Here is a 20216-nt window from a genome sequence, read left to right as displayed (position 1 = left end):
TTAATCAATATTGACAGAGAATGAGTCAACCATGGACAGTCGAATCAAGTCCAGGGAGGAATCATGTCGATCAACAGGGCCGCAACCACACTCGTCGACGTACCGCGAGGGCTCGCCGGAGTCGTCGTCACCGACACCGAGGTCGGGGACGTGCGAGGGCGCGAGGGGTTCTATCACTACCGCCAGTACTCGGCCGTCGAACTCGCGCAGACCCGCGGATTCGAGGATGTCTGGCACCTCCTGGTCCACGGTGAGCTGCCGGACGCGGAACGGGGTGCGGCCTTCCGTGCCGAGACCGCGGCGCTGCGGCGGCTGCCGGGCGAGGTGCGGGCGGCGCTGCCCGCGATCGCGGCGGCGAGCGGTAGGTCGGGTCCGCTCGCCGGTATGCGCACCGCGCTGTCGCTGCTCGGGGCGGCGAAGGGGTTCCGTGCGGTGTACGACACCGACCCGGACGAGCGGCGACGGGACACGCTCGTGGCGGCCGCGGCCGTGCCCACGCTGCTCTCGGCGTTGCACCGGCTGGGCAAGGGACTGGAGCCGGTGGAGCCGCGTGAGGATCTCTCGTATGCGGCGAACTACCTCTACATGGTGACGGGTTCGGAGCCGGAGCCGGAGCGGGCCCGGGCGATCGAGCAGTACTTGATCTCAACCATTGATCACGGATTCAATGCATCAACCTTCACGGCGCGGGTGATCGCGTCGACGGGGGCCGATGTGGCGGCGTGTCTCGTAGGGGCGGTGGGCGCGCTGTCCGGACCGCTGCACGGCGGTGCGCCTAGCAGGGCGCTGGACACCCTGGACGCGATCGGCACGCCGGACCGGATCGACTCCTGGATCCGGGAACGCGTACGCGCCGGGGAGCGGATCATGGGCTTCGGCCACGCGATCTACCGCACGGAGGACCCTCGCTCCCGGATGCTGCGGGAGGTGGCGCAGCGGTTCGGCGGGCCGCGTGTGGACTTCGCCGTCGAGGTGGAACGCCATGTCGAGGCGATCCTGGCGGAGCTGAAGCCGGGGCGGGAGCTGCACACCAACGTGGAGTTCTACGCGGGGGTGGTCATGGAGCTGTGCGGTCTGCCACGCGAGATGTTCACACCCACGTTCGCTGCGGCGCGGGTGGTGGGGTGGAGCGCGAACATCCTGGAACAGGCGGCGGACTCGAAGATCATTCGGCCGGTGGCGCGGTATGTGGGGGTGGAGGCGCCGGTGGCGGTGCCCGCCATGGCCTGAGGTTTACCGGTCAACCCGGAGCCGGACGGCGGCTGACGCCGGTCGAGGCGGCCGGCGTCAGGGCCCGGGCACTGCACCATGCCGTGCGTGGACGTGGTCGGCTACGGTCCGTTCCCGGCCGGAGGTGGTGCCGGTGGGCGTGTGTCCGGGAAGTCGAACAGGTCTATCACCTTGACGGATCCGAAGAAGACGCCGAGGAACACTCCACCGCCCAGCGCCAGGCACTGCCAGCTGGAGGTGTCGTCCACCATGCACTTCATCAGGAATGCGGCACCAAGACCGACGATCACTGAGATCAGGAAGGCCACGAGCAATGCCAAGGCCTTCTTCTGGTTGGAGCTCACCTCAGTCCTCACTTCACTTCCCGAAAGGCGAGTGGCCGACGTCGCGAGGCGGTGAACGGCCGCTCTGGCGTGGACCTGCACAACGAGATCGCAAGATCCGTCGTCGGGCCGAACGGTTTCAGCGGATTGCGCGGATTCTCTCGGCGGGGCCCCGATGCCCTGCGACCGAGCGCCATGTCGCGGCATCCAGACAAAGCTGTGCCGTCGAGACGCGCCCTGTACAGGGACGTCGGAGTCATGCCTGTGTGAAGGTCCGCGATCTACCGCGCAGGGCGCCGACCCGACCTGCGTCGTCGGGTTGTGGGGCGCTGGTGATCATTCGGATCGTCTACGCACGCGGGCCCGGAGCCGTTCTGGCGCGGGCCCACGCAGGAGGAGTTGAGCAGCGGCCGGGATGTCGCGCTGCTCGGATTACCCCGTGCCACTTCTCGATGGAGTGCGGCGGGGTGGCGGAGCGGGGAGCAAAGCAGGGGTGGCTCGTCGTCCGAGGAGGATCAGGCGTCGGGAATGTCGGTTTTGGCGCGAACCAGGGTCTCCCGGCTCACAATGACGATCCGTTCATAGTCGGCGCGCGCGGCGTCAGCTGGGAGCAGATTGTCGAGCTCGGCCGTGGCCTCGGTCCCGATGACCGCGAAGTTGCCGTCGCTGAGCTCGAAGATGTCGGGACAGGTGTCGCCGCTCATGCTCCCGCGTTCCCTGGGAGAGGCACCAATGCGACGCACGATTCTCAAGGGGGGTCCCCGTTCTCACGATGTGGGTGTTGGGCGGGGGACAGGTTAGCCCCACCGCACCCCCTTGTTGTTACACCCTGTGTTCAGCTGTCGAGGCGGCCTACGCCAAACGGATCTGCCCCTCCGACACTTCTCCTTGTGTCAACTGGGTTCATTCGGCCGGAGGTTCACCCACGACCCACCACTCCTCCGTGTCGGCCTCGTCCAAATCACGAATGAGGTTGTCCACCATCCGGCCGATGCGTCCCTCCTCCGAGTCGTCCTTGAGGCTTGCCCGGTGGGGCCGTGTCGACTCCCAGTACCTCCGGAAGAGCGCGCTCCTGCAGAGCACCCGCAAGTGGCCGTGCAGTTCCTCCATCGTCGCGACGCCGATGCGGTATCCGAACAGGGCGTTGGAGTAGAGAGCGTTTGCGAAGAGGTGCTGCCGCAGATGGGTTGGCGACTCCACCTCGAAGGTGCTCAGGACCGCGGCCAGTTCGGGATCGTCGATCGCCCGCTCCAGGAGGCCGAGTTGCAGCCTCTGGTAGTCCACCAGGCTGGCACGGAGGTGCTCGGCCCGCAGGGCCGCCGACCGACTTCGAGCTGCCTTGTTGCGCCGTGCGCTCAGGGTGGTGAGGACCCCGGCGGTGAACGCGACCCCCGCCGCGAGCACGGAATCGAGCCCCGGCTTCCCAGACTTCTGTGTGGCCATGTCAACCCCCGGATCAGGCGGCCGTCCGCCGGTCGTCGGGGTGCGGGTCGACTGATGGGGACCGGCGAGCGGTGGGCGGCGCTTGCCGTCTCCCAGGGTGCCGAGCGGCTCTGATCGGCGGGGGAGGCGGAGAGGAGGCGCACGGAGGGAAGTGAGGGTCGCACGAACCGGCGCCTTCCCCAACGTCTGCCCCGCAAGCACTGCTAACAATCGTTCACTTCGCGGTGATTATTCCGGCTCGTATCCTGGTCCGGCATTCAAACCTCCTCTGTGCGCCGGGACCGCGATCCGGTGCACGCAGCAGCGCGAAAGAGGTCGCACGTTGAGTCAGCCGAGCGGGAGCCCCCGGCAGATCCCGGTCGTCGTTCTCGCCGGATTCCTGGGGTCCGGCAAGACCACCCTCCTCAATCATCTGCTCCACCGCAGCGGCGGCAGCCGCATCGGCGCCGTCGTCAACGACTTCGGCGCCATCGAGATCGACGCCATGGCCGTCGCCGGCGCGCTCGGCGACTCCACCGTCTCCCTCGGGAACGGCTGCCTGTGCTGCGCCGTCGACGTCAGTGAGCTCGACGGGTACCTCGCCAAGCTCGCCCACCCCGACACCGGCATCGACGTCATCGTCATCGAGGCCAGCGGGCTCGCCGAGCCGCAGGAACTCGTCCGCATGGTGCTCGCCAGCGAGGAGCCCGGCATCGTCTACGGCGGTCTCGTCGAGGTCGTCGACGCAGCCGAGTTCGACGACACCCGCGCCAAGCACCCCGAGCTCGACCGGCACCTGGCCCTCGCCGACCTGGTGGTGGTGAACAAGCTGGACCGGGCGGCCCCCCAGGACGCCGAGCGCGTCCTGGCGACCGTGCACACCCTCGTCGACCGCGCCGCGATCGTCCCCGCCACCTACGGCCGCATCGACCCCGAGTTCCTCTTCGACTGCCGCCCCGGCGAGGAGCGCATCGGACAGCTCTCCTTCGACGACCTCCACGACCACACCGACGAGCACGATCACCAGGACCACGATCACGAGGACCACAGTCACGAGGACCACCTGCACTCCGGCTACGACAGCGTGGCGTTCCGCTCCGACGTGCCCATGGACCCCCGTCGGTTGATGGCCTTCCTCGACAGCAGGCCGGAGGGGCTGTACCGGATCAAGGGGTACGTGGACTTCGGGCCGTACGACGCCCGCAACCGTTACGCCGTCCACGCCGTCGGTAGCTTCCTGCGGTTCTACCCCGAGCCCTGGGGCGTCGGCGACGACCGGCTCACCCAGCTCGTCCTCATCGGCTCCGGTATCGACACCCAGGCGCTCGCCGAGGAACTGGAGGCGTGCAGGGCGGATACGACGAACGCCCCGCACGCCGCCGACGAGGCCGGCATGTGGGGCGTTCTGCGCTATGTCCAGGGGACGGAAGAGGATCCCGAGGAACCGGCCTAGACCGGCCCCGCCACCACCGACACCGTCTTCGCCAGCGACACACCCGAGCCGTCCCGGCGCGGGTCCATCTCCGGGAGGTCGGCCGGAGTGCCGTTCTTCTGCGCGGCGCGGGCCGGGACGGCGCCCGCCCAGGCCAGGGACAGACAGTCCTCGCCCTTCAGGAACCGCTGGCAGCGCACACCGCCCGTGGCGCGGCCCTTGCGCGGGTACTGGTCGAACGGTGTCAGCTTGGCCGTCGTCTGGACCGAGTCGTCGAGGGTGCCGCGCGAGCCCGCGACGGTGAACACGACCGCTTCCGCCGCCGGGTCCACCGCGGTGAAGGAGATGACCTTCGCGCCCTCGGTGAGCTTGATGCCGGTCATGCCGCCCGCCGGACGGCCCTGCGGCCGGACCTGCGAGGCCTGGTAGCGCAGCAGTTGGGCGTCGTCGGTGATGAAGACCAGGTCCTCCTCGCCGGTGCGCAGCTCGACCGCGCCGACGATCCGGTCGCCCTCCTTGAGCGTGATGACCTCCAACTCCTCCTTGTTGCTCGGATAGTCGGGGACCACGCGCTTGACGACGCCCTGTTCGGTACCGAGCGCCAGACCGGGGGAGGACTCGTCCAGCGTGGTCAGGCAGACCAGGCTCTCGCCGTCCTCCAGGGAGAGGAACTCCGCCAGCGGGGCGCCGCCCGAGAGGTTCGCGGCCGACTCCGGCAGCTGCGGCAGGTCGATCACGTTCAGCCGGAGCAGGCGGCCGGCCGACGTCACCGCGCCGACCTCGCCCCGCGCGGTGGCCGGCACCGCCGAGACGATCACGTCGTGCTTGGCGCGCTTTCCGCCGGCCTCCTCCGGGAACGGCTCGCCGTTCGCCGTACGGGCCAGCAGCCCCGTCGAGGACAGCAGCACCCGGCACGGGTCGTCCGCCACCTGCAGCGGTACGGCGGCCACGGGAGCCGTCGCCCCGGCCTCCAGCAGGACCGTGCGCCGCGCGGTGCCGTACTTCTTGGCGACCGCGGCCAGCTCGGCGGAGACGAGCTTGCGCAGCTCGGCGTCCGACTCCAGGATCCGGGTCAGCTCCGCGATCTCCGCGTTGAGGCGGTCCTTCTCGGACTCCAGCTCGATGCGGTCGAAGCGGGTCAGGCGCCGCAGCGGTGTGTCCAGGATGTACTGCGTCTGGATCTCGCTCAGCGAGAAGCGCTCGATCAGGCGCTCCTTCGCCTGCGCGGAGTTGTCGCTGGAGCGGATGATCCGGATGACCTCGTCGATGTCGACGAGTGCTGTGAGCAGACCCTCGACCAGGTGCAGCCGGTCGCGCCGCTTGGTGCGCCGGAACTCGCTGCGGCGGCGCACCACTTCGAAGCGGTGGTCGAGGTAGACCTCCAGGAGCTCCTTGAGGCCGAGCGTGAGGGGCTGACCGTCTACCAGCGCCACGTTGTTGACGCCGAAGGACTCCTCCATGGGCGTCAGCTTGTAGAGCTGCTCCAGGACGGCCTCCGGCACGAAGCCGTTCTTGATCTCGATGACCAGCCGCAGGCCGTGCGCGCGGTCGGTGAGGTCCTTGACGTCGGCGATGCCCTGGAGCTTCTTCGCGCCGACCAGGTCCTTGATCTTGGCGATCACCTTCTCCGGGCCGACCGTGAAGGGCAGCTCGGTGACGACCAGGCCCTTGCGGCGGGCCGTCACCGTCTCCACCGAGACCGTGGCGCGGATCTTGAAGGTGCCGCGGCCCGTCTCGTACGCGTCCCGGATGCCGGAGAGACCGACGATACGGCCGCCGGTGGGCAGGTCGGGCCCCGGGATGTGCTTCATCAGGGCGTCCAGATCCGCGTTCGGGTAGCGGATCAGGTGGCGGGCGGCCGCGATGACCTCGGTGAGGTTGTGCGGCGCCATGTTGGTGGCCATGCCGACCGCGATGCCGGAGGCGCCGTTCACCAGGAGGTTCGGGAAGGCGGCGGGCAGCGCGCCCGGCTCCTGCTCCTGGCCGTCGTAGTTGGGCGCGAAGTCGACCGTGTCCTCGTCGATGGACTCGGTCATCAGGCTCGCGGCCTCGGCGGCGCGGCACTCGGTGTACCGCATGGCGGCCGGCGGGTCGTCGTTGCCCAGCGAGCCGAAGTTGCCGTGGCCGTCGACCAGCGGGACGCTCATCGAGAAGGGCTGGGCCATGCGCACCAGGGCGTCGTAGATCGACGCGTCGCCGTGCGGGTGCAGCTTGCCCATGACCTCGCCGACCACACGGGCGCACTTCACATAGCCGCGGTCGGGGCGCAGGCCCATCTCGTTCATCTGGTAGACGATGCGGCGGTGCACCGGCTTGAGGCCGTCGCGGGCGTCCGGGAGCGCGCGGGAGTAGATGACCGAGTACGCGTACTCGAGGTACGAGCCCTTCATCTCGTCCACGACGTCGATGTCGAGGATCCGCTCCTCGTACGAGTCGTCGGGCGGCGGGGTCTTCGTGCTGCGGCGGGCCATCGCTGCCGGCTCCTCTTTTCTGGTCGCTCGCCTACGGGTCGCTCACATCGGCCCTTCGGCTCACTCTTGCTGAAGCGTGAACAGGATCTGACGCGGACCATTGTGGACCGCGGCACTGACAGTCCGGGCCGGGACCCGGCAGGGCCGCCCGGGCCGACGACCGCACAGCGCCTCCCTCACGGTTGCCCGCAGGCTACGCGATCCGCTGTGGGCGTACGCGCCCCGGGAACTTCACCGAGGGTGCGCACGCTTGCATACAGTGGCAGGACCGGCAGGAAAACAGCTCCACAAACCGCGGTTCTCAACGACCGCGACCGCGATCGAAGGGACGTACATGCCCATGGGTCACACGGCCACAGACCAGGCAGGCACCGGGGGCCTGACAGCGACCGAGCACCGCCTGGCCAACGGCCTTCGCGTGGTGCTCTCCGAGGACCACCTGACCCCGGTCGCGGCGGTGTGCCTCTGGTACGACGTCGGTTCTCGCCACGAGGTCAAGGGCCGTACCGGCCTGGCTCACCTCTTCGAGCACCTGATGTTCCAGGGCTCGAAGCAGGTGCACGGCAACGGTCACTTCGAGCTCGTCCAGGGCGCGGGCGGCTCGCTCAACGGCACCACCAGCTTCGAGCGCACCAACTACTTCGAGACCATGCCGACCCACCAGCTGGAGCTCGCCCTCTGGCTGGAGGCCGACCGCATGGGCTCCCTGCTGGCCGCCCTCGACGACGAGTCGATGGAGAACCAGCGCGACGTCGTCAAGAACGAACGCAGGCAGCGCTACGACAACGTCCCCTACGGCACCGCGTTCGAGAAGCTGACCGCGCTCGCCTACCCCGAGGGCCACCCCTACCACCACACCCCGATCGGTTCGATGGCCGACCTGGACGCGGCCACCCTGGAGGACGCGCGCGCGTTCTTCCGCACGTACTACGCGCCCAACAACGCCGTCCTGTCGGTCGTCGGCGACATCGACCCCGAGCAGACGCTCGCCTGGATCGAGAAGTACTTCGGCTCCATCCCCGCGCACGACGGCAAGCCCGCGCCCCGCGACGGCTCCCTGCCGGAGACCATCGGCGAGCAGCTGCGCGAGGTCGTCGAGGAGGAGGTCCCCGCGCGCGCGTTGATGGCCGCCTACCGGCTGCCGCACGACGGCACCCGCGAGGCGGACGCGGCCGACATCGCCCTGACCGTCCTGGGCGGCGGCGAGTCCTCCCGCCTCTACAACCGGCTCGTACGGCGCGACCGTACGGCCGTCGCGGCCGGCTTCGGCCTGCTGCGCCTGGCCGGAGCGCCCTCCCTGGGCTGGCTGGACGTGAAGACCTCCGGTGACGTCGAGGTGCCGGTCATCGAGGCCGCCATCGACGAGGAGCTCGCCCGCTTCGCCGCGGAGGGCCCCACCGCCGAGGAGATGGAGCGCGCCCAGGCCCAGTTGGAGCGCGAGTGGCTGGACCGGCTCGGCACCGTCGCGGGCCGCGCCGACGAACTGTGCCGCTACGCCGTCCTGTTCGGCGACCCGCAGCTCGCCCTGACCGCCGTACAGCGCGTCCTGGAGGTGAGCGCCGAGGAGGTCCAGGCGGTCGCCAAGGCCAAGCTGCGCCCCGACAACCGCGCGGTGCTCGTCTACGAGCCCACCGCCCCGGCCGAGATCGCCGACAGCGCCGAGGACGCCGCCGAGGACCCGGAAGCCGCGGCGACCGTAGAAGCCACCGACGAGAACGAGGAGGCGGCCAAGTGACCGAGCTCGCCGCGATGGAATTCCACCCGCAGCCGCAGGCGGGCGAGCCCAAGGTCTGGGCCTTCCCCGCCCCTGAGCGTGGGACGCTCGACAACGGCCTCACGCTCCTGCGCTGCCACCGCCCCGGCCAGCAGGTCGTCGCCGTCGAGGTGCTCCTGGACGCGCCCCTGGACGCCGAACCGGCCGGCCTGGACGGCGTCGCCACGATCATGGCGCGCGCCTTCTCCGAGGGCACCGACAAGCACTCCGCCGAGGAGTTCGCCGCAGAGCTGGAGCGCTGCGGTGCCACCCTCGACGCGCACGCCGACCACCCCGGCGTCCGCCTCAGCCTCGAAGTGCCCGCCTCCCGCCTCGCCAAGGCGCTCGGTCTGCTGGCCGACGCGCTCAGGGCGCCCGCGTTCGCGGACAGCGAGGTCGAGCGGCTCGTCACCAACCGCCTGGACGAGATCCCGCACGAGCTGGCCAACCCCTCGCGCCGCGCCGCCAAGGAGCTCTCCCGGGAGCTGTTCCCGGCGGACTCCCGCATGTCGCGCCCGCGCCAGGGCACCGAGGAGGCCGTCGAGAACATCGACTCCGCGGCCGTACGCGCCTTCTACGAGAAGCACGTGCGCCCCGCCACCGCGACCGCCGTGGTCGTCGGCGACCTCACCGGCATCGACCTGGACGCGCTGCTCGCCGACACCCTCGGCTCCTGGACCGGTTCGCAGGCCCAGCCGCGCCCGGTGCCGCCGGTGACCGCCGACGACACCGGCCGGGTCGTCATCGTGGACCGCCCCGGCGCCGTCCAGACGCAGCTGCTGATCGGCCGTATCGGCGCCGACCGGCACGCACGCGTGTGGCCCGCGCAGGTGCTCGGCACGTACTGCCTCGGCGGCACCCTCACCTCCCGCCTGGACCGCGTCCTGCGCGAGGAGAAGGGCTACACCTACGGCGTGCGCGCGTTCGGGCAGGTCCTCAGGTCCGCCCCGGACGGCTCGGGGGCCGCGATGCTCGCCATCAGCGGTTCCGTGGACACCCCCAACACGGGTCCCGCGCTGGACGACCTGTGGAAGGTGCTGCGCACGCTCGCCGAGGGCGGTCTCACCGACGCCGAGCGCGATGTCGCCGTCCAGAACCTCGTCGGGGTGGCGCCGCTCAAGTACGAGACCGCGGCGGCCGTGGCGAGCACGCTGGCCGACCAGGTCGAACAGCACCTGCCGGACGACTACCAGGCGACGCTGTACCAGCAGCTCGCCGCGACCGGCACCGTGGAGGCCACCGCGGCCGTCGTGAACGCCTTCCCGGTGGACCGGCTGGTGACGATCCTGGTCGGCGACGCGGCCGCCATCAAGGAGCCCGTCGAGGCCCTCGGCATCGGCGAGGTCAAGGTCGTGACAGCCGAGTAGCGGACGCGACCCACGCGCACGTGACCCGAAGGGGCCCTGGTGACCGATGTGTCACCAGGGCCCCTTCGACACCCAGGTCTCTTAGATGTCCGAATTGGGCCGGAGGTTGCCTGTCTGCCCTGTGGGATGCGCTACAAACACCGTGATCGGTTTGGGGATCGAAAGTCCGCCCGCATAGCGTCCCCTGGGCTGTTCGTCAGGCAGTGCGCCGCGTCCGCGGCACCGGACAGTCATCGCCGAGTCCCCGTACGGCGCGAGCCAGGGGAGCCGGGGACCCACCACACGTCCCTGGGGTGAATCGGACGCCCGCGCACCGCGAGGGGGTCCGTAGGAGACCTTCCTGCTCCGAACCCGTCAGCTAACCCGGTAGGCGAGAAGGAAGGAAAGGACCAGCCACCACATGGCGTTCACCTGCGCCACCGGGAAGCACCGTCGTCCCAGCCGTATGAAGCGCACCACCGCCCGCGCCGCGGGCGTCGCCGCCCTCGCCACCACCGGCGTCATCGGCACCCTCGCCGCCCCGGCGCTCGCCGCCGACAACTCCGTGAGCTCCGTCGAACAGAGCGGCCTCATGCCCGTCGTCAGCGCCGGTGACTCGCTCGCCGAGCAGATCGACGCCCAGGCCGTGGCCCAGGCGCAGGCCGCCGCGCAGAAGAAGGCGGCCGCCGAGGCCAAGCGCAAGGCCGAGGCACGGGCCAAGGAGATACGCGAGGCCAAGGAGCGCGCCGCCCGCGAGGCCGAGCGCAAGCGCCTGAACGCCTTCGTCGCCCCGATCTCCGGCTCCTACATCTCCACCGGCTACAAGAGCGGCGGCTCCATCTGGTCGTCCGGCAGCCACACCGGTGTCGACTTCCACGCCGCCAGCGGCACCTCCGTGCACGCGGTCGGCCGCGGCACCGTCGTGGAGGCCGGCTGGGGCGGGTCGTACGGCAACAACATCGTGATCCGGATGGCCGACGGCACCTACACGCAGTACGGCCACCTCTCGTCGATCGGCGTCTCGGTCGGCCAGTCGGTCACCCCCGGCCAGCAGATCGGCCTGTCCGGCGCGACCGGCAACGTCACCGGGCCGCACCTGCACTTCGAGGCGCGCACCAGCCCCGAGTACGGCTCGGACATCGATCCCGTCGCCTACCTGCGCTCGCACGGCGTCAGCGTCTGACGACCCGCGCGCGACCTCCGCGCGGCCTTCGTGAAGCCCCGGCTCCTCCGAGCCGGGGTTTCGTCGTTTCCAACGCCCCGCTGTCCAAAAAATATCCCCGGATTCCGGCCCGCCGTCGGAAATTCCCGCTGATTGCAATAGAGTCACTGAACACACGTCAATCGGCGACGTTTCACGGGGATTAAGACGGAGGTCGGACATGCGTATTCCGGCGCACTCGGTATGCACAGCGATCCGGGACGACATCGTCGCCGGTGTCCACGAGCGCGGCAGCCGGCTCACCGAGGAACTGCTCGCCCGTCGCTACGGCGTCTCCCGCGTCCCCGTCCGGGAGGCCCTGCGCACACTGGAGGCCGAGGGCTTCGTGGTGACGCGCCGGCACGCGGGCGCGTGCGTCGCCGAACCGACCGAGCAGGAGGGCGCCGACTTCCTGGAGATGCGCATGCTCCTCGAACCGCTCGGCGCCTCCCGGGCCGCCCAGCGGCGCACCGAGGCCCATCTGAAGGTGCTGCGCGGCCTGGTCCGGCTGGGCCAGGAGCGGGCCAGGCGGGGCAACAGCGAGGATCTGCGCTCCTTGGGGGGCTGGTTCCACGAGACGCTCGCCCAGGCCTCCGGCAGCCCCGCGATGACCTCGATGCTGACCCAGCTGCGGCACAAGATCGCCTGGATGTACGTCGTGGACGCGCCCGCCGACCCGGTCGAGTCGTGGGCGGAGCACGGCGCGATCGTGGACGCGGTGGCGCGCGGGGACGGCGAGCGCGCGCGGGCGATCACGGCCCTGCACACCGAGCGCTCGGGCGCGGCGCACCGGCTGCGGTTCACCTCCGGCGGGGAGCGCGCGGACCGTGTGAGGACCTCGCAACATCCTGTAAACGTGACGGGCCTGCGGCATTAACACAGGCACCGTATACAAAGAGGGGGTAATTCGAGGGGCAGTATTTCTGCTGCCCGTAAATGGGAAATGCGAAGGGCCCGCCCGATAATTCGGACGAGCCCTTCGAGTGTTTTTACCGCGCTGCGTCCCGGAGGGCTCAGACGGTCTCGGGAAGCTCCTCGAGTCCCTCGGCGACCAGCTTCGCGAGCCGGTCGAGGGCCGCGTCCGCGCCCTCGGCGTCGGAGGCGAGGACGATCTCCTCGCCGCCCTGGGCGCCGAGGCCGAGCACGGCCAGCATGGAGGCCGCGTTGACGGGGTTGCCGTCGGCCTTGGCGATCGTCACCGGGATACCTGCGGCCGTGGCGGCCCGGACGAAGATGGAAGCGGGGCGGGCGTGGAGGCCCTCGGCCCAGCCGACGTTGACGCGGCGCTCAGCCATGTGATGCTGCCCTTCGGTGTTCAGGGTTGTCTAGACCAGTTTCCCACACGTGAAACATCTCCGGACGGGACGGGAGTCCCTCCGGGGTGAGTCGTCGGACCGCGGCCTCGGCCCGACCTCCGTCCTCGCGCTGCTCTCGCGCGTTCTCCCCAGACTGCCTCGCGCCGTTGTCGTACGCGAGCCGTACTCTGGGGCCCATGCAGAGCGCGTCGGACCGGCATGAGTACCCCGCCCACTGGGAGGCCGACGTGGTGCTGCGCGACGGCGGCACCGCGCGCATCAGGCCCATCACCGTCGACGACGCCGATCGCCTGGTCAGCTTCTATGAGCAGGTCTCGGACGAGTCGAAGTACTACCGCTTCTTCGCGCCCTACCCACGCCTGTCCGCCAAGGACGTCCACCGCTTCACGCACCACGACTTTGTGGACCGGGTGGGACTCGCCGCCACGGTCGGCGGCGAGTTCATCGCCACCGTACGCTACGACCGCATCGGCGAGGACGGCATGCCCGCCTCCGCCCCCGCGGACGAGGCCGAGGTCGCCTTCCTCGTCCAGGACGCCCACCAGGGACGCGGTGTGGCCTCCGCCCTCCTCGAACACATCGGCGCCGTCGCCCGCGAGCGCGGCATCCGGCGCTTCGCCGCCGAGGTGCTCCCCGCCAACGTCAAGATGATCAAGGTCTTCACCGACGCCGGGTACACCCAGAAGCGCAGCTTCGAGGACGGCGTCGTACGCCTGGAGTTCGACCTGGAGCCCACCGACCGCTCGCTCGCCGTGCAGTACGCGCGCGAACAGCGCGCCGAGTCCCGGTCCGTGCAGCGGCTGCTCGCCCCCGGCTCCGTCGCCGTCATCGGCGTCGGCCGCGCCCCTGGCGGCGTGGGCCGCAGCGTGCTCGCCAACATCCGGGACTACGGCTTCGACGGCCGCCTGTACGCCGTGAACAAGGCGTTCCCCGACGACCGGAAGGAGGTCGACGGCGTTCCCGCGCACCGCTCGGTGCGCGACATCGACGGCCCCGTCGACCTCGCGGTCGTCGCCGTACCGGCCGAGCACGTCCCCGAGGCCGTCGCCGAGTGCGGGGCGCACGGCGTGCAGGGACTCGTCGTGCTGTCCGCCGGGTACGCCGAGAGCGGCCCCGAGGGACGCGAGCGCCAGCGTGAACTCGTCCGGCACGCACGCGCGTACGGCATGCGGATCATCGGCCCGAACGCCTTCGGGATCATCAACACCTCCCCGGACGTCCGGCTCAACGCCTCCCTGGCCCCCGAGGCCCCCCGCCCCGGCCGGATCGGCCTGTTCGCCCAGTCCGGTGCCATCGGCATCGCCCTGCTCTCCCGGCTGCACCGCCGCGGCGGCGGGGTCACCGGCGTCACCGGCGTCTCCACCTTCGTCTCCTCCGGCAACCGCGCGGACGTCTCCGGCAACGACGTCCTTCAGTACTGGTACGACGACCCGGACACCGACGTCGTCCTCATGTACCTGGAGTCCATCGGCAACCCCCGCAAGTTCACCCGCCTCGCCCGGCGTACGGCGGCGGCGAAGCCCCTCGTCGTCGTCCAAGGGGCGGGTTCGGCCCCGCAGGGCCACGCGGTGCGCGCCACGCGCCTGCCGCACGCCACGGTGTCCGCGCTGCTGCGGCAGGCCGGCGTGATCCGCGTGGACACCATCACCGAACTTGTCGACACCGGCCTGCTGCTGGCCCGCCAACCGCTGCCCACCGGGCCCAGGGTGGCGATCCTGGGCAACTCCGAGTCGCTCGGCCTGCTCACCTACGACGCGTGCGTGGCCGAGGGCCTCAAGCCCACGCCCCCGCTGGACCTGACCACGGCGGCCGCGCCGGAGGACTTCCACGCGGCCCTCGCGCGCGCGTTGGCGGACGACTCCTCCGACGCGGTGATCGTCACGGCCATCCCGGCGGTCGGCCAGGGCTTGGCGGGCGACGCCGCGCTCGCCGAGGCCCTCAGGTCAGCGGCGGAGCAGGTCCCCGGCAAGCCGGTCCTCGTGGTGCACGTCGAACTCGGCGGCCTCGCGGAGGCCCTGTCCGCGGCGACCAGCACCGCACCCCAGGCCGCCGCGGGCCCGCCGGTGATCCGCGCCGACCACCCCTTCCGTGCGCTGGACCGGCTGCAGGCCGCACCGGCGCCCGCCGGGCCGCCCGCCCCCGAGACCTCGGAGCGCCTCATCCCGGCCTACCCCGCCGCCGAGCGCGCGGTGCGGGCCCTGGCCGACGTGGTGGAGTACGCCCAGTGGCGCCGGGAAGCGGCCGAACCCGGCAAGGTGCCCGAGTACGAGAACATCGACGAGAAGGGCGCGGCCGCCCTCATCGACGGCCTCCTCACGCGCGGGCAGGGCCTCACCCTCGGCACCGACGAGACCTGCGAACTGCTCGGCAAGTACGGCATCGAGGTGCACCGCGCCCTGCCCGCCCCCACCTCCGACGCGGCCGCGGAGGCCGCCCGCACCCTCGGCTACCCGGTCGCCCTCAAGGCCACCGCCCCGCACCTGCGCCACCGCGCCGACCTCGGCGGCGTCCGCCTCGACCTCGCGGACGAGGAGCAGCTGCGCCGGGCGTACGCCGAGCTGACCGAGCTGTTCGGCCCGCCCGACGAACTGCGGCCCGTGGTGCAGGGGATGGCCCCGCGCGGGGTGGACACCGTCATCCGGGCCGTCATCGACCCGGCCGCCGGCGCCGTGCTGTCCTTCGGGCTCGCGGGGGCCGCCTCGCAGCTGCTCGGCGACACCGCGCACCGGCTGATTCCGGTCACCGACCGGGAGGCCACGACCCTGGTCCGGTCGATCCGGACGGCCCCGCTCCTCTTCGGCTGGCGCGGCTCCACACCGGTCGACACACCGGCCCTGGAGGAGCTGCTGCTGCGGGTGTCCCGGCTGGTCGACGACCATCCCGAGGTCGTGGCGGTCACCCTGGAGCCGGTCGTCGTCGCCCCGCGCGGCCTGAGCGTCCTCGGCGCCTCCGTACGGCTCGCCCCGCCGCCCGCCCGCGACGACCTCGGCCCGCGGACACTCCCCACGTACTGAGCTGCGGCGAGCGGTGCCTCGCAGTCAGTGCGCCCCCGTAGGATGGACGTCATGGCCAAGACCAGTACGACGACCCAGGGGCTGCGAGCGGCGATCGAGCGCAGCGGCTACTACCCCGCCCTCGTGGCGGAGGCGGTGGAGGCCGCCGTGGGCGGCGACACCATCCGGTCGTACCTGGTCCACCAGGAGACGACGTTCGACCAGAACGAGGTGCGGCGGCACGTGACCGTGCTCGTCCTCACCGGCAACCGCTTCATCGTCAGCCACACCGACGAGCAGGCCGCGGACAGCACGTCCCCGACGCCGTACGCCACTACCTCCACGGAGTCCGTGAAGCTCGGCCGGATCTCGTCGGTCGTGGTCAGCCGGGTCGTCGCCAACCCCGAGCAGTACCAGCCGGGCACCCTGCCCCGCGAGGTCGTGCTGACCATCGGCTGGGGCGCCGTCGCCCGTATCGACCTGGAGCCCGCGGCCTGCGGCGACCCCAACTGCGAGGCGGACCACGGCTACACCGGCAGCTCCACCGCCGACGACCTCAGCCTGCGCGTCAGCGAGGCGGGGGACGGCCCGGACACCGTGCGCCAGGCGCTCGCCTTCGCGCAGGCCATCTCCGAGGCGACCGCGGACGTCACCCGCTGATGGTGCAGCCCGCCGCCTGGGACCACCCGGAACCCCTCGCCCTCGACACCGCGCCCGTCCCGGAGTACGGCTCCGGTTCCCTAGCCGACCTGCTGCCCACCCTCGCCGCCGGCATGGCCGTACCGGACATGACCGCCGCGATCACCGAGCTCACGCCCGCCGACCGGAACTGCGTGTTCCTGATCGACGGTCTGGGCTGGGAGCAGCTGAAGGCGCACCCGGACGAGGCGCCCTTCATGACCTCGCTGCTCGGCAGCTCGCGCGGCGGCACCGGCCGCCCCCTGACCACCGGTTACCCGGCGACCACCGCGACCTCCCTCGCCTCCGTCGGCACCGGGCAGCCGCCGGGCGCGCACGGCCTGCCCGGCTACACCGTGCGCAACCCGGCCACCGGCGAGCTGATGAACCAGCTGCGCTGGCAGCCGTGGACCAAGCCGGGGGCCTGGCAGCCGTACCCCACCGTCTTCCAACTCGCCCACCAGGCAGGGGTGCACGCGGCCCAGGTCTCCTCGCCCACCTTCCAGAACACCCCGCTGACCAAGGTCGCGCTCAGCGGCGGCACCTTCCACGGGCGGCTGACCGGCGAGGAGCGCGTGGACCTCGCGGCCGAGCAACTGGCCGCCGGTGACCGCTCGTTGGTCTACACGTACTACGCCGAGGTCGACGGCGCGGGCCACCGCTTCGGCGTCGACTCCGACACCTGGCGCGGCCAGTTGATGTACGTCGACCGCCTGGTCCAGCGCCTCGCCGAGCAACTGCCGTCGCACAGCGCGCTGTACGTCACCGCCGACCACGGCATGGTCGACATCCCGTTCGACGAGCAGCACCGCATCGACTTCGACGAGGACTGGGAACTGCGCGCCGGGGTCGCCCTGCTGGGCGGCGAGGGCCGGGCCCGCCATGTGTACGCGGTGCCGGGCGCCGAGGGTGACGTGCTGACCTGCTGGCGCGAGGTGCTCGGCGAGCAGTTCTGGGTCGCCTCGCGCGAGGAGGCCGTCGCGGCGGGCTGGTTCGGGCCGCCGGACCGCTTCGACGAGCGGGTGTACGACCGCATCGGCGACGTGGTCGCCGCCGCCCGCGACGACGTCCTGCTCATCGCCTCCGAGCGGGAGCCGAAGGAGTCCGCGATGGTCGGCAACCACGGTTCCATGACCCCCGCCGAGCAACTGGTCCCCCTGCTCGAAGTACGCTCCTGACGCCCCTCCTGTCCCGCCCCCGCCGAAAGGTGCTCGACTCGCCATGCCCGAGCTGGTGTTCTTCTCCGGAACCATGGACTGCGGGAAGTCCACGCTGGCTCTCCAGATCGAGCACAACCGCTCGGCGCGCGGCCTGACGGGCATGATCTTCACCCGGGACGACCGGGCCGGCGAGGGCAAGCTCTCCTCGCGGCTCGGCCTGGTCACGGACGCGGTGGAGGTCGAGGACGGCCAGGACCTGTACGCCTACCTCGTCGACCACCTCTCGCGCGGCGGCCGGGCGGACTACGTGATCGCGGACGAGGCGCAGTTCCTCGCGCCGGAGCAGATCGACCAACTCGCCCGCGTGGTCGACGACCTGGACCTCGACGTGTACGCCTTCGGCATCACCACCGACTTCCGCTCCAAGCTGTTCCCCGGCTCCCAGCGACTGGTCGAACTGGCCGACCGGGTCGAGGTCCTCCAGGTGGAGGCCCTGTGCTGGTGCGGCGCCCGGGCCACGCACAACGCCCGTACGGTCGGCGGCGAGATGGTCGTCGAGGGCGCCCAGGTGGTCGTCGGCGACGTCAACCAGTCCGACGACATCGGCTACGAGGTCCTGTGCCGCCGTCACCACCGCCGCCGTATGACCGCGGGTACGGCCCGGGCGGCGGCCCTGTCCCCCGACGTACTGCCGGTCGAGCAGCCCGGGGCGCACGTCTGACCGAGGGGCTGGGCGCGGGGCGTGCCTCTGACAGAGGGCGTCAGCGCGGGGCGTCCCTGTGACCGACGGCCTCGAGCGGGTCGCCCCTGTGACCGAGTCCTCGATGCGGCAGCACCTCTGACCGAGGGCCCCGCCCGGGCTCCCGCGTCGCTCAGCGCGGGTTCTCGATCAGGGAGAACCGCGCCCCCTCCGGGTCCGCCACCGTGGCCACGCGCCCGTGCGGGCTGTCGTGGGGCGGGCGCAGGACATGGCCCCCGAGGTCCACGAGGAGGCGGGTCGCCGCATCCGCGTCGGACACCTCGAAGTACGTCATCCAGTGCGGGCCCCGGTCGCGGGGGAGGGCCTGGCCGACGCCGTGGAGGCCGGCGACCGGGCGGCCGTCGACGTGGAGGGTGACGTAGTCGAAGTCGGCGGAGACCACCGGCTGCTCCTCGAAGCCGAACACCGTCTCGTAGAACTTGGCGACGCTCACCGTCTCGAAGGTCAGCAGCTCGTGCCAGGCGGGGGTGCCCGGCACGCCCGCGACGGACGTGCCGAGGTGCGCCGCCGCCTGCCACACCCCGAAGACGGCACCGGCGGGGTCCGAGCCGATCACCAGCCGGCCGGCGTCCCCGGCGTCCAGCGGACCCACCCCCACCGTGCCGCCGCACAGCCGTACCGTCTCGGCCGTCAGCTCGATGTCCGCCGAGGCGAGATAGGGCGTCCAGGCGATCGGAAGATGCCGGTCGGGTGGCAGCTGGCCGATCCCGGCGACGTCCTCGCCACCGAGCAGGGCCCGGACATACGGCCCGAGCTGCTGCGGTCCCGGCACGAACTCCCAGCCGAACAGGGAGCCGTAGAACTCCTGGGTGGCGGCCATGCCGTGCACCATCAGACTCACCCAGCAGGGCGTACCGGGCGTGTACCGAGCGGGCCGAACGGCCGGCTCCCTTGCCTCGGTCATCGTCACTCTCTCCTCGGCCCCTCGCGGTGGCCGTGTCGTGTCCGCTGTCCGGACCTCCGTGCCGATGCTCGCACCACCCGTGGTGCCGCGCGCTCCGGGCGCGCCGCCGCACGGCACTCCCGTGCCCCGAGGGTGCCTGTCGCGCGGCTGCCCGTCCAATGCCGGGCGATGGCCGACGAATGGCGATCGGCTGTACAGCATGTGCCCGTTCCCGTACGCCTGGTGATCGGGCCTGCTCGGCGGAGCAGAGTAGCCGGACCTGGACGACGCGGCCACCCCGTGCGCGAGGATGGTGGCCATGAACGCCATCATCTCCGCATCCGACCTCGCGAGCGCTCTGGCGGGCCCGCAGCCGCCCGTCCTGCTCGACGTCCGCTGGCAGTTGAGCGTGGCCAAGGCGGCCGGCGAGCCGCCCTTCGACGGCCGTGCCGAGTACGCGGCCGGGCACATCCCGGGCGCCGTCTACGTCGACCTGGACCGGGAGCTGGCCGGTCCGGCCGGCAGCGGCGGCCGGCACCCGCTGCCCGACCTCGCGGAGTTCGGCGCCGCCATGCGCCGCGCGGGTGTCTCGGCGGCCCGGCCGGTGGTCGTGTACGACGGCGGACAGGGCTGGGCGGCCGCCCGCGCGTGGTGGCTGCTGCGCTGGACGGGTCACCCGGACGTGCGAGTCCTAGACGGCGGGTTGACGTCCTGGGAAGGCCCGCTCCAGTCCTCCCTGCCGGGCCCCGCGCTCGCCGAGGGCGACTTCGAACCGGTGCCGGCCGCGACGGGCCTGCTCGACGCCGACGAGGCCGCGGCGCTGGCCCGCGCGGGAGTGCTGCTGGACGCGCGCGCGGGTGAGCGGTACCGCGGCGAGGTGGAGCCCATCGACCGGGTCGGCGGCCACATCCCGGGCGCCCGCTCCGCGCCCACCACGGACAATGTCGGCCCGGACGGCCGCTTCCTGCCCGCGGAGGAGCTGCACGCCCGCTTCAAGTCCCTGGGCGCCGGCGACGACACCGAGGTCGGCGTCTACTGCGGCTCCGGCGTCTCCGGCGCCCACGAGGTGCTGGCCCTCGCGGTCGCGGGCATCCCGGCGGCCCTTTACGTCGGTTCCTGGTCGGAGTGGTCCTCGGACCCGGAGCGCCCGGTCGCGGTGGGCCCGGATCCCCAGTAGACAACCCCAGTAGACAACCCCAGTAGGCGCCCGGCGGATCCCGAGCAGGCGCACGGCAAGAGGGCCCGCCT

Annotated in this window: 17 protein-coding genes and 1 riboswitch; of the genes, 11 read left to right on the top strand and 6 right to left on the bottom strand. The window is 71.5% G+C overall.

Annotation, left to right across the window (positions count from 1 at the left end; all coding sequences use genetic code 11):
* Positions 1 to 63 precede the first annotated feature (63 nt).
* Positions 64 to 1230, top strand: coding sequence for a citrate synthase/methylcitrate synthase (locus ACFULQ_RS34805; RefSeq protein ID WP_383551703.1), 1167 nt, complete (start codon positions 64 to 66; stop codon positions 1228 to 1230).
* A gap of 101 nt (positions 1231 to 1331) precedes the next feature.
* Here the strand turns inward: ACFULQ_RS34805 and ACFULQ_RS34800 are convergent, their stop codons facing one another.
* From ACFULQ_RS34800 to ACFULQ_RS34790, 3 genes are all read right to left on the bottom strand, one after another.
* Complete coding sequence (locus ACFULQ_RS34800) at positions 1332 to 1574, bottom strand: hypothetical protein (protein WP_383551701.1); 243 nt, start codon at positions 1572 to 1574, stop codon at positions 1332 to 1334.
* Positions 1575 to 2068: 494 nt separating this feature from the next.
* Complete coding sequence (locus tag ACFULQ_RS34795) at positions 2069 to 2305, bottom strand: hypothetical protein (protein WP_383551699.1); 237 nt, start codon at positions 2303 to 2305, stop codon at positions 2069 to 2071.
* Between the two features lie 151 nt (positions 2306 to 2456).
* The gene (locus ACFULQ_RS34790) at positions 2457 to 2996 is read right to left on the bottom strand and encodes a DUF6082 family protein (protein ID WP_383551697.1); all 540 of its coding nucleotides are present in this window, start codon (positions 2994 to 2996) and stop codon (positions 2457 to 2459) included.
* A gap of 322 nt (positions 2997 to 3318) precedes the next feature.
* Between ACFULQ_RS34790 and ACFULQ_RS34785 the strand changes: the two genes are divergently transcribed.
* A complete protein-coding gene (locus tag ACFULQ_RS34785; protein WP_383551695.1) occupies positions 3319 to 4428 on the top strand; it encodes a CobW family GTP-binding protein in 1110 nt (369 codons plus the stop codon).
* Here ACFULQ_RS34785 and ACFULQ_RS34780 read toward each other — a convergent pair.
* The gene (locus ACFULQ_RS34780; protein ID WP_383551693.1) at positions 4425 to 6878 is read right to left on the bottom strand and encodes a DNA topoisomerase (ATP-hydrolyzing) subunit A; all 2454 of its coding nucleotides are present in this window, start codon (positions 6876 to 6878) and stop codon (positions 4425 to 4427) included. The two genes, ACFULQ_RS34785 and ACFULQ_RS34780, sit on opposite strands and share 4 nt — an antisense overlap.
* 340 nt (positions 6879 to 7218) lie before the next feature.
* On the opposite strand from ACFULQ_RS34780, the gene ACFULQ_RS34775 reads away from it, so the two are divergent.
* The 4 genes from ACFULQ_RS34775 (at position 7219) to ACFULQ_RS34760 (ending at position 12055) form a co-directional block, all read left to right on the top strand.
* On the top strand, positions 7219 to 8613 hold the full coding sequence (locus ACFULQ_RS34775; RefSeq protein WP_383551739.1) for a M16 family metallopeptidase: 1395 nt from the start codon (positions 7219 to 7221) through the stop codon (positions 8611 to 8613).
* The gene (locus ACFULQ_RS34770) at positions 8610 to 9998 is read left to right on the top strand and encodes a M16 family metallopeptidase (RefSeq protein ID WP_383551691.1); all 1389 of its coding nucleotides are present in this window, start codon (positions 8610 to 8612) and stop codon (positions 9996 to 9998) included. The genes ACFULQ_RS34775 and ACFULQ_RS34770 overlap by 4 nt, the downstream gene beginning before the upstream one ends.
* Before the next feature lie 224 nt (positions 9999 to 10222).
* Positions 10223 to 10385: riboswitch (cyclic di-AMP (ydaO/yuaA leader) on the top strand.
* Between the two features lie 13 nt (positions 10386 to 10398).
* Complete coding sequence (locus ACFULQ_RS34765) at positions 10399 to 11160, top strand: M23 family metallopeptidase (protein WP_383551689.1); 762 nt, start codon at positions 10399 to 10401, stop codon at positions 11158 to 11160.
* Between the two features lie 199 nt (positions 11161 to 11359).
* A complete protein-coding gene (locus ACFULQ_RS34760; protein WP_383551687.1) occupies positions 11360 to 12055 on the top strand; it encodes a GntR family transcriptional regulator in 696 nt (231 codons plus the stop codon).
* Positions 12056 to 12191: 136 nt separating this feature from the next.
* On the opposite strand, the gene ACFULQ_RS34755 is transcribed toward ACFULQ_RS34760, so the two are convergent.
* Positions 12192 to 12473: an HPr family phosphocarrier protein gene (locus ACFULQ_RS34755; protein WP_007385204.1), complete on the bottom strand. Its 282-nt coding sequence runs from the start codon at positions 12471 to 12473 to the stop codon at positions 12192 to 12194.
* 197 nt (positions 12474 to 12670) lie between these two features.
* Here ACFULQ_RS34755 and ACFULQ_RS34750 point away from each other — a divergent pair, with 197 nt between their 5' ends.
* The 4 genes from ACFULQ_RS34750 to ACFULQ_RS34735 are packed head-to-tail and all read left to right on the top strand — an operon-like array spanning position 12671 to position 18046.
* Complete coding sequence (locus ACFULQ_RS34750; protein ID WP_383551685.1) at positions 12671 to 15508, top strand: GNAT family N-acetyltransferase; 2838 nt, start codon at positions 12671 to 12673, stop codon at positions 15506 to 15508.
* Positions 15509 to 15550: 42 nt separating this feature from the next.
* Entirely contained in the window at positions 15551 to 16147 is a 597-nt protein-coding gene (locus ACFULQ_RS34745) for a DUF5998 family protein (protein ID WP_383551737.1), read from the top strand.
* Positions 16147 to 17343: an alkaline phosphatase family protein gene (locus ACFULQ_RS34740; protein WP_383551683.1), complete on the top strand. Its 1197-nt coding sequence runs from the start codon at positions 16147 to 16149 to the stop codon at positions 17341 to 17343. The genes ACFULQ_RS34745 and ACFULQ_RS34740 overlap by 1 nt, the downstream gene beginning before the upstream one ends.
* A 43-nt stretch (positions 17344 to 17386) precedes the next feature.
* Complete coding sequence (locus ACFULQ_RS34735) at positions 17387 to 18046, top strand: thymidine kinase (protein WP_383551681.1); 660 nt, start codon at positions 17387 to 17389, stop codon at positions 18044 to 18046.
* Positions 18047 to 18197: 151 nt separating this feature from the next.
* Here the strand turns inward: ACFULQ_RS34735 and ACFULQ_RS34730 are convergent, their stop codons facing one another.
* The gene (locus ACFULQ_RS34730) at positions 18198 to 18989 is read right to left on the bottom strand and encodes a VOC family protein (protein WP_383551680.1); all 792 of its coding nucleotides are present in this window, start codon (positions 18987 to 18989) and stop codon (positions 18198 to 18200) included.
* A gap of 298 nt (positions 18990 to 19287) precedes the next feature.
* Between ACFULQ_RS34730 and ACFULQ_RS34725 the strand changes: the two genes are divergently transcribed.
* On the top strand, positions 19288 to 20145 hold the full coding sequence (locus ACFULQ_RS34725; RefSeq protein ID WP_383551678.1) for a sulfurtransferase: 858 nt from the start codon (positions 19288 to 19290) through the stop codon (positions 20143 to 20145).
* Positions 20146 to 20216 lie beyond the last annotated feature (71 nt).

The organism is Streptomyces sp. NPDC057253 (genome assembly GCF_042669125.1).
GTDB lineage: Bacteria > Actinomycetota > Actinomycetes > Streptomycetales > Streptomycetaceae > Streptomyces.
The sequence above is the reverse complement of the archived record's forward strand: the minus strand, read 5'-3'. Positions and strand labels throughout refer to the sequence as shown.

Excerpts from the sequence above, each read along its gene's own strand:
- ACFULQ_RS34805 (WP_383551703.1), top strand. The coding sequence starts at position 64 with ATGTCGATCAACAGGGCCGCAACCACACTCGTCGACGTACCGCGAGGG.
- ACFULQ_RS34790 (WP_383551697.1), bottom strand. The coding sequence starts at position 2,996 with ATGGCCACACAGAAGTCTGGGAAGCCGGGGCTCGATTCCGTGCTCGCG.
- ACFULQ_RS34780 (WP_383551693.1), bottom strand. The coding sequence starts at position 6,878 with ATGGCCCGCCGCAGCACGAAGACCCCGCCGCCCGACGACTCGTACGAG.
- ACFULQ_RS34775 (WP_383551739.1), top strand. The coding sequence starts at position 7,219 with ATGGGTCACACGGCCACAGACCAGGCAGGCACCGGGGGCCTGACAGCG.
- ACFULQ_RS34765 (WP_383551689.1), top strand. The coding sequence starts at position 10,399 with ATGGCGTTCACCTGCGCCACCGGGAAGCACCGTCGTCCCAGCCGTATG.
- ACFULQ_RS34760 (WP_383551687.1), top strand. The coding sequence starts at position 11,360 with ATGCGTATTCCGGCGCACTCGGTATGCACAGCGATCCGGGACGACATC.
- ACFULQ_RS34755 (WP_007385204.1), bottom strand. The coding sequence starts at position 12,473 with ATGGCTGAGCGCCGCGTCAACGTCGGCTGGGCCGAGGGCCTCCACGCC.
- ACFULQ_RS34750 (WP_383551685.1), top strand. The coding sequence starts at position 12,671 with ATGCAGAGCGCGTCGGACCGGCATGAGTACCCCGCCCACTGGGAGGCC.
- ACFULQ_RS34745 (WP_383551737.1), top strand. The coding sequence starts at position 15,551 with ATGGACGTCATGGCCAAGACCAGTACGACGACCCAGGGGCTGCGAGCG.
- ACFULQ_RS34740 (WP_383551683.1), top strand. The coding sequence starts at position 16,147 with ATGGTGCAGCCCGCCGCCTGGGACCACCCGGAACCCCTCGCCCTCGAC.
- ACFULQ_RS34735 (WP_383551681.1), top strand. The coding sequence starts at position 17,387 with ATGCCCGAGCTGGTGTTCTTCTCCGGAACCATGGACTGCGGGAAGTCC.
- ACFULQ_RS34730 (WP_383551680.1), bottom strand. The coding sequence starts at position 18,989 with ATGACCGAGGCAAGGGAGCCGGCCGTTCGGCCCGCTCGGTACACGCCC.
- ACFULQ_RS34725 (WP_383551678.1), top strand. The coding sequence starts at position 19,288 with ATGAACGCCATCATCTCCGCATCCGACCTCGCGAGCGCTCTGGCGGGC.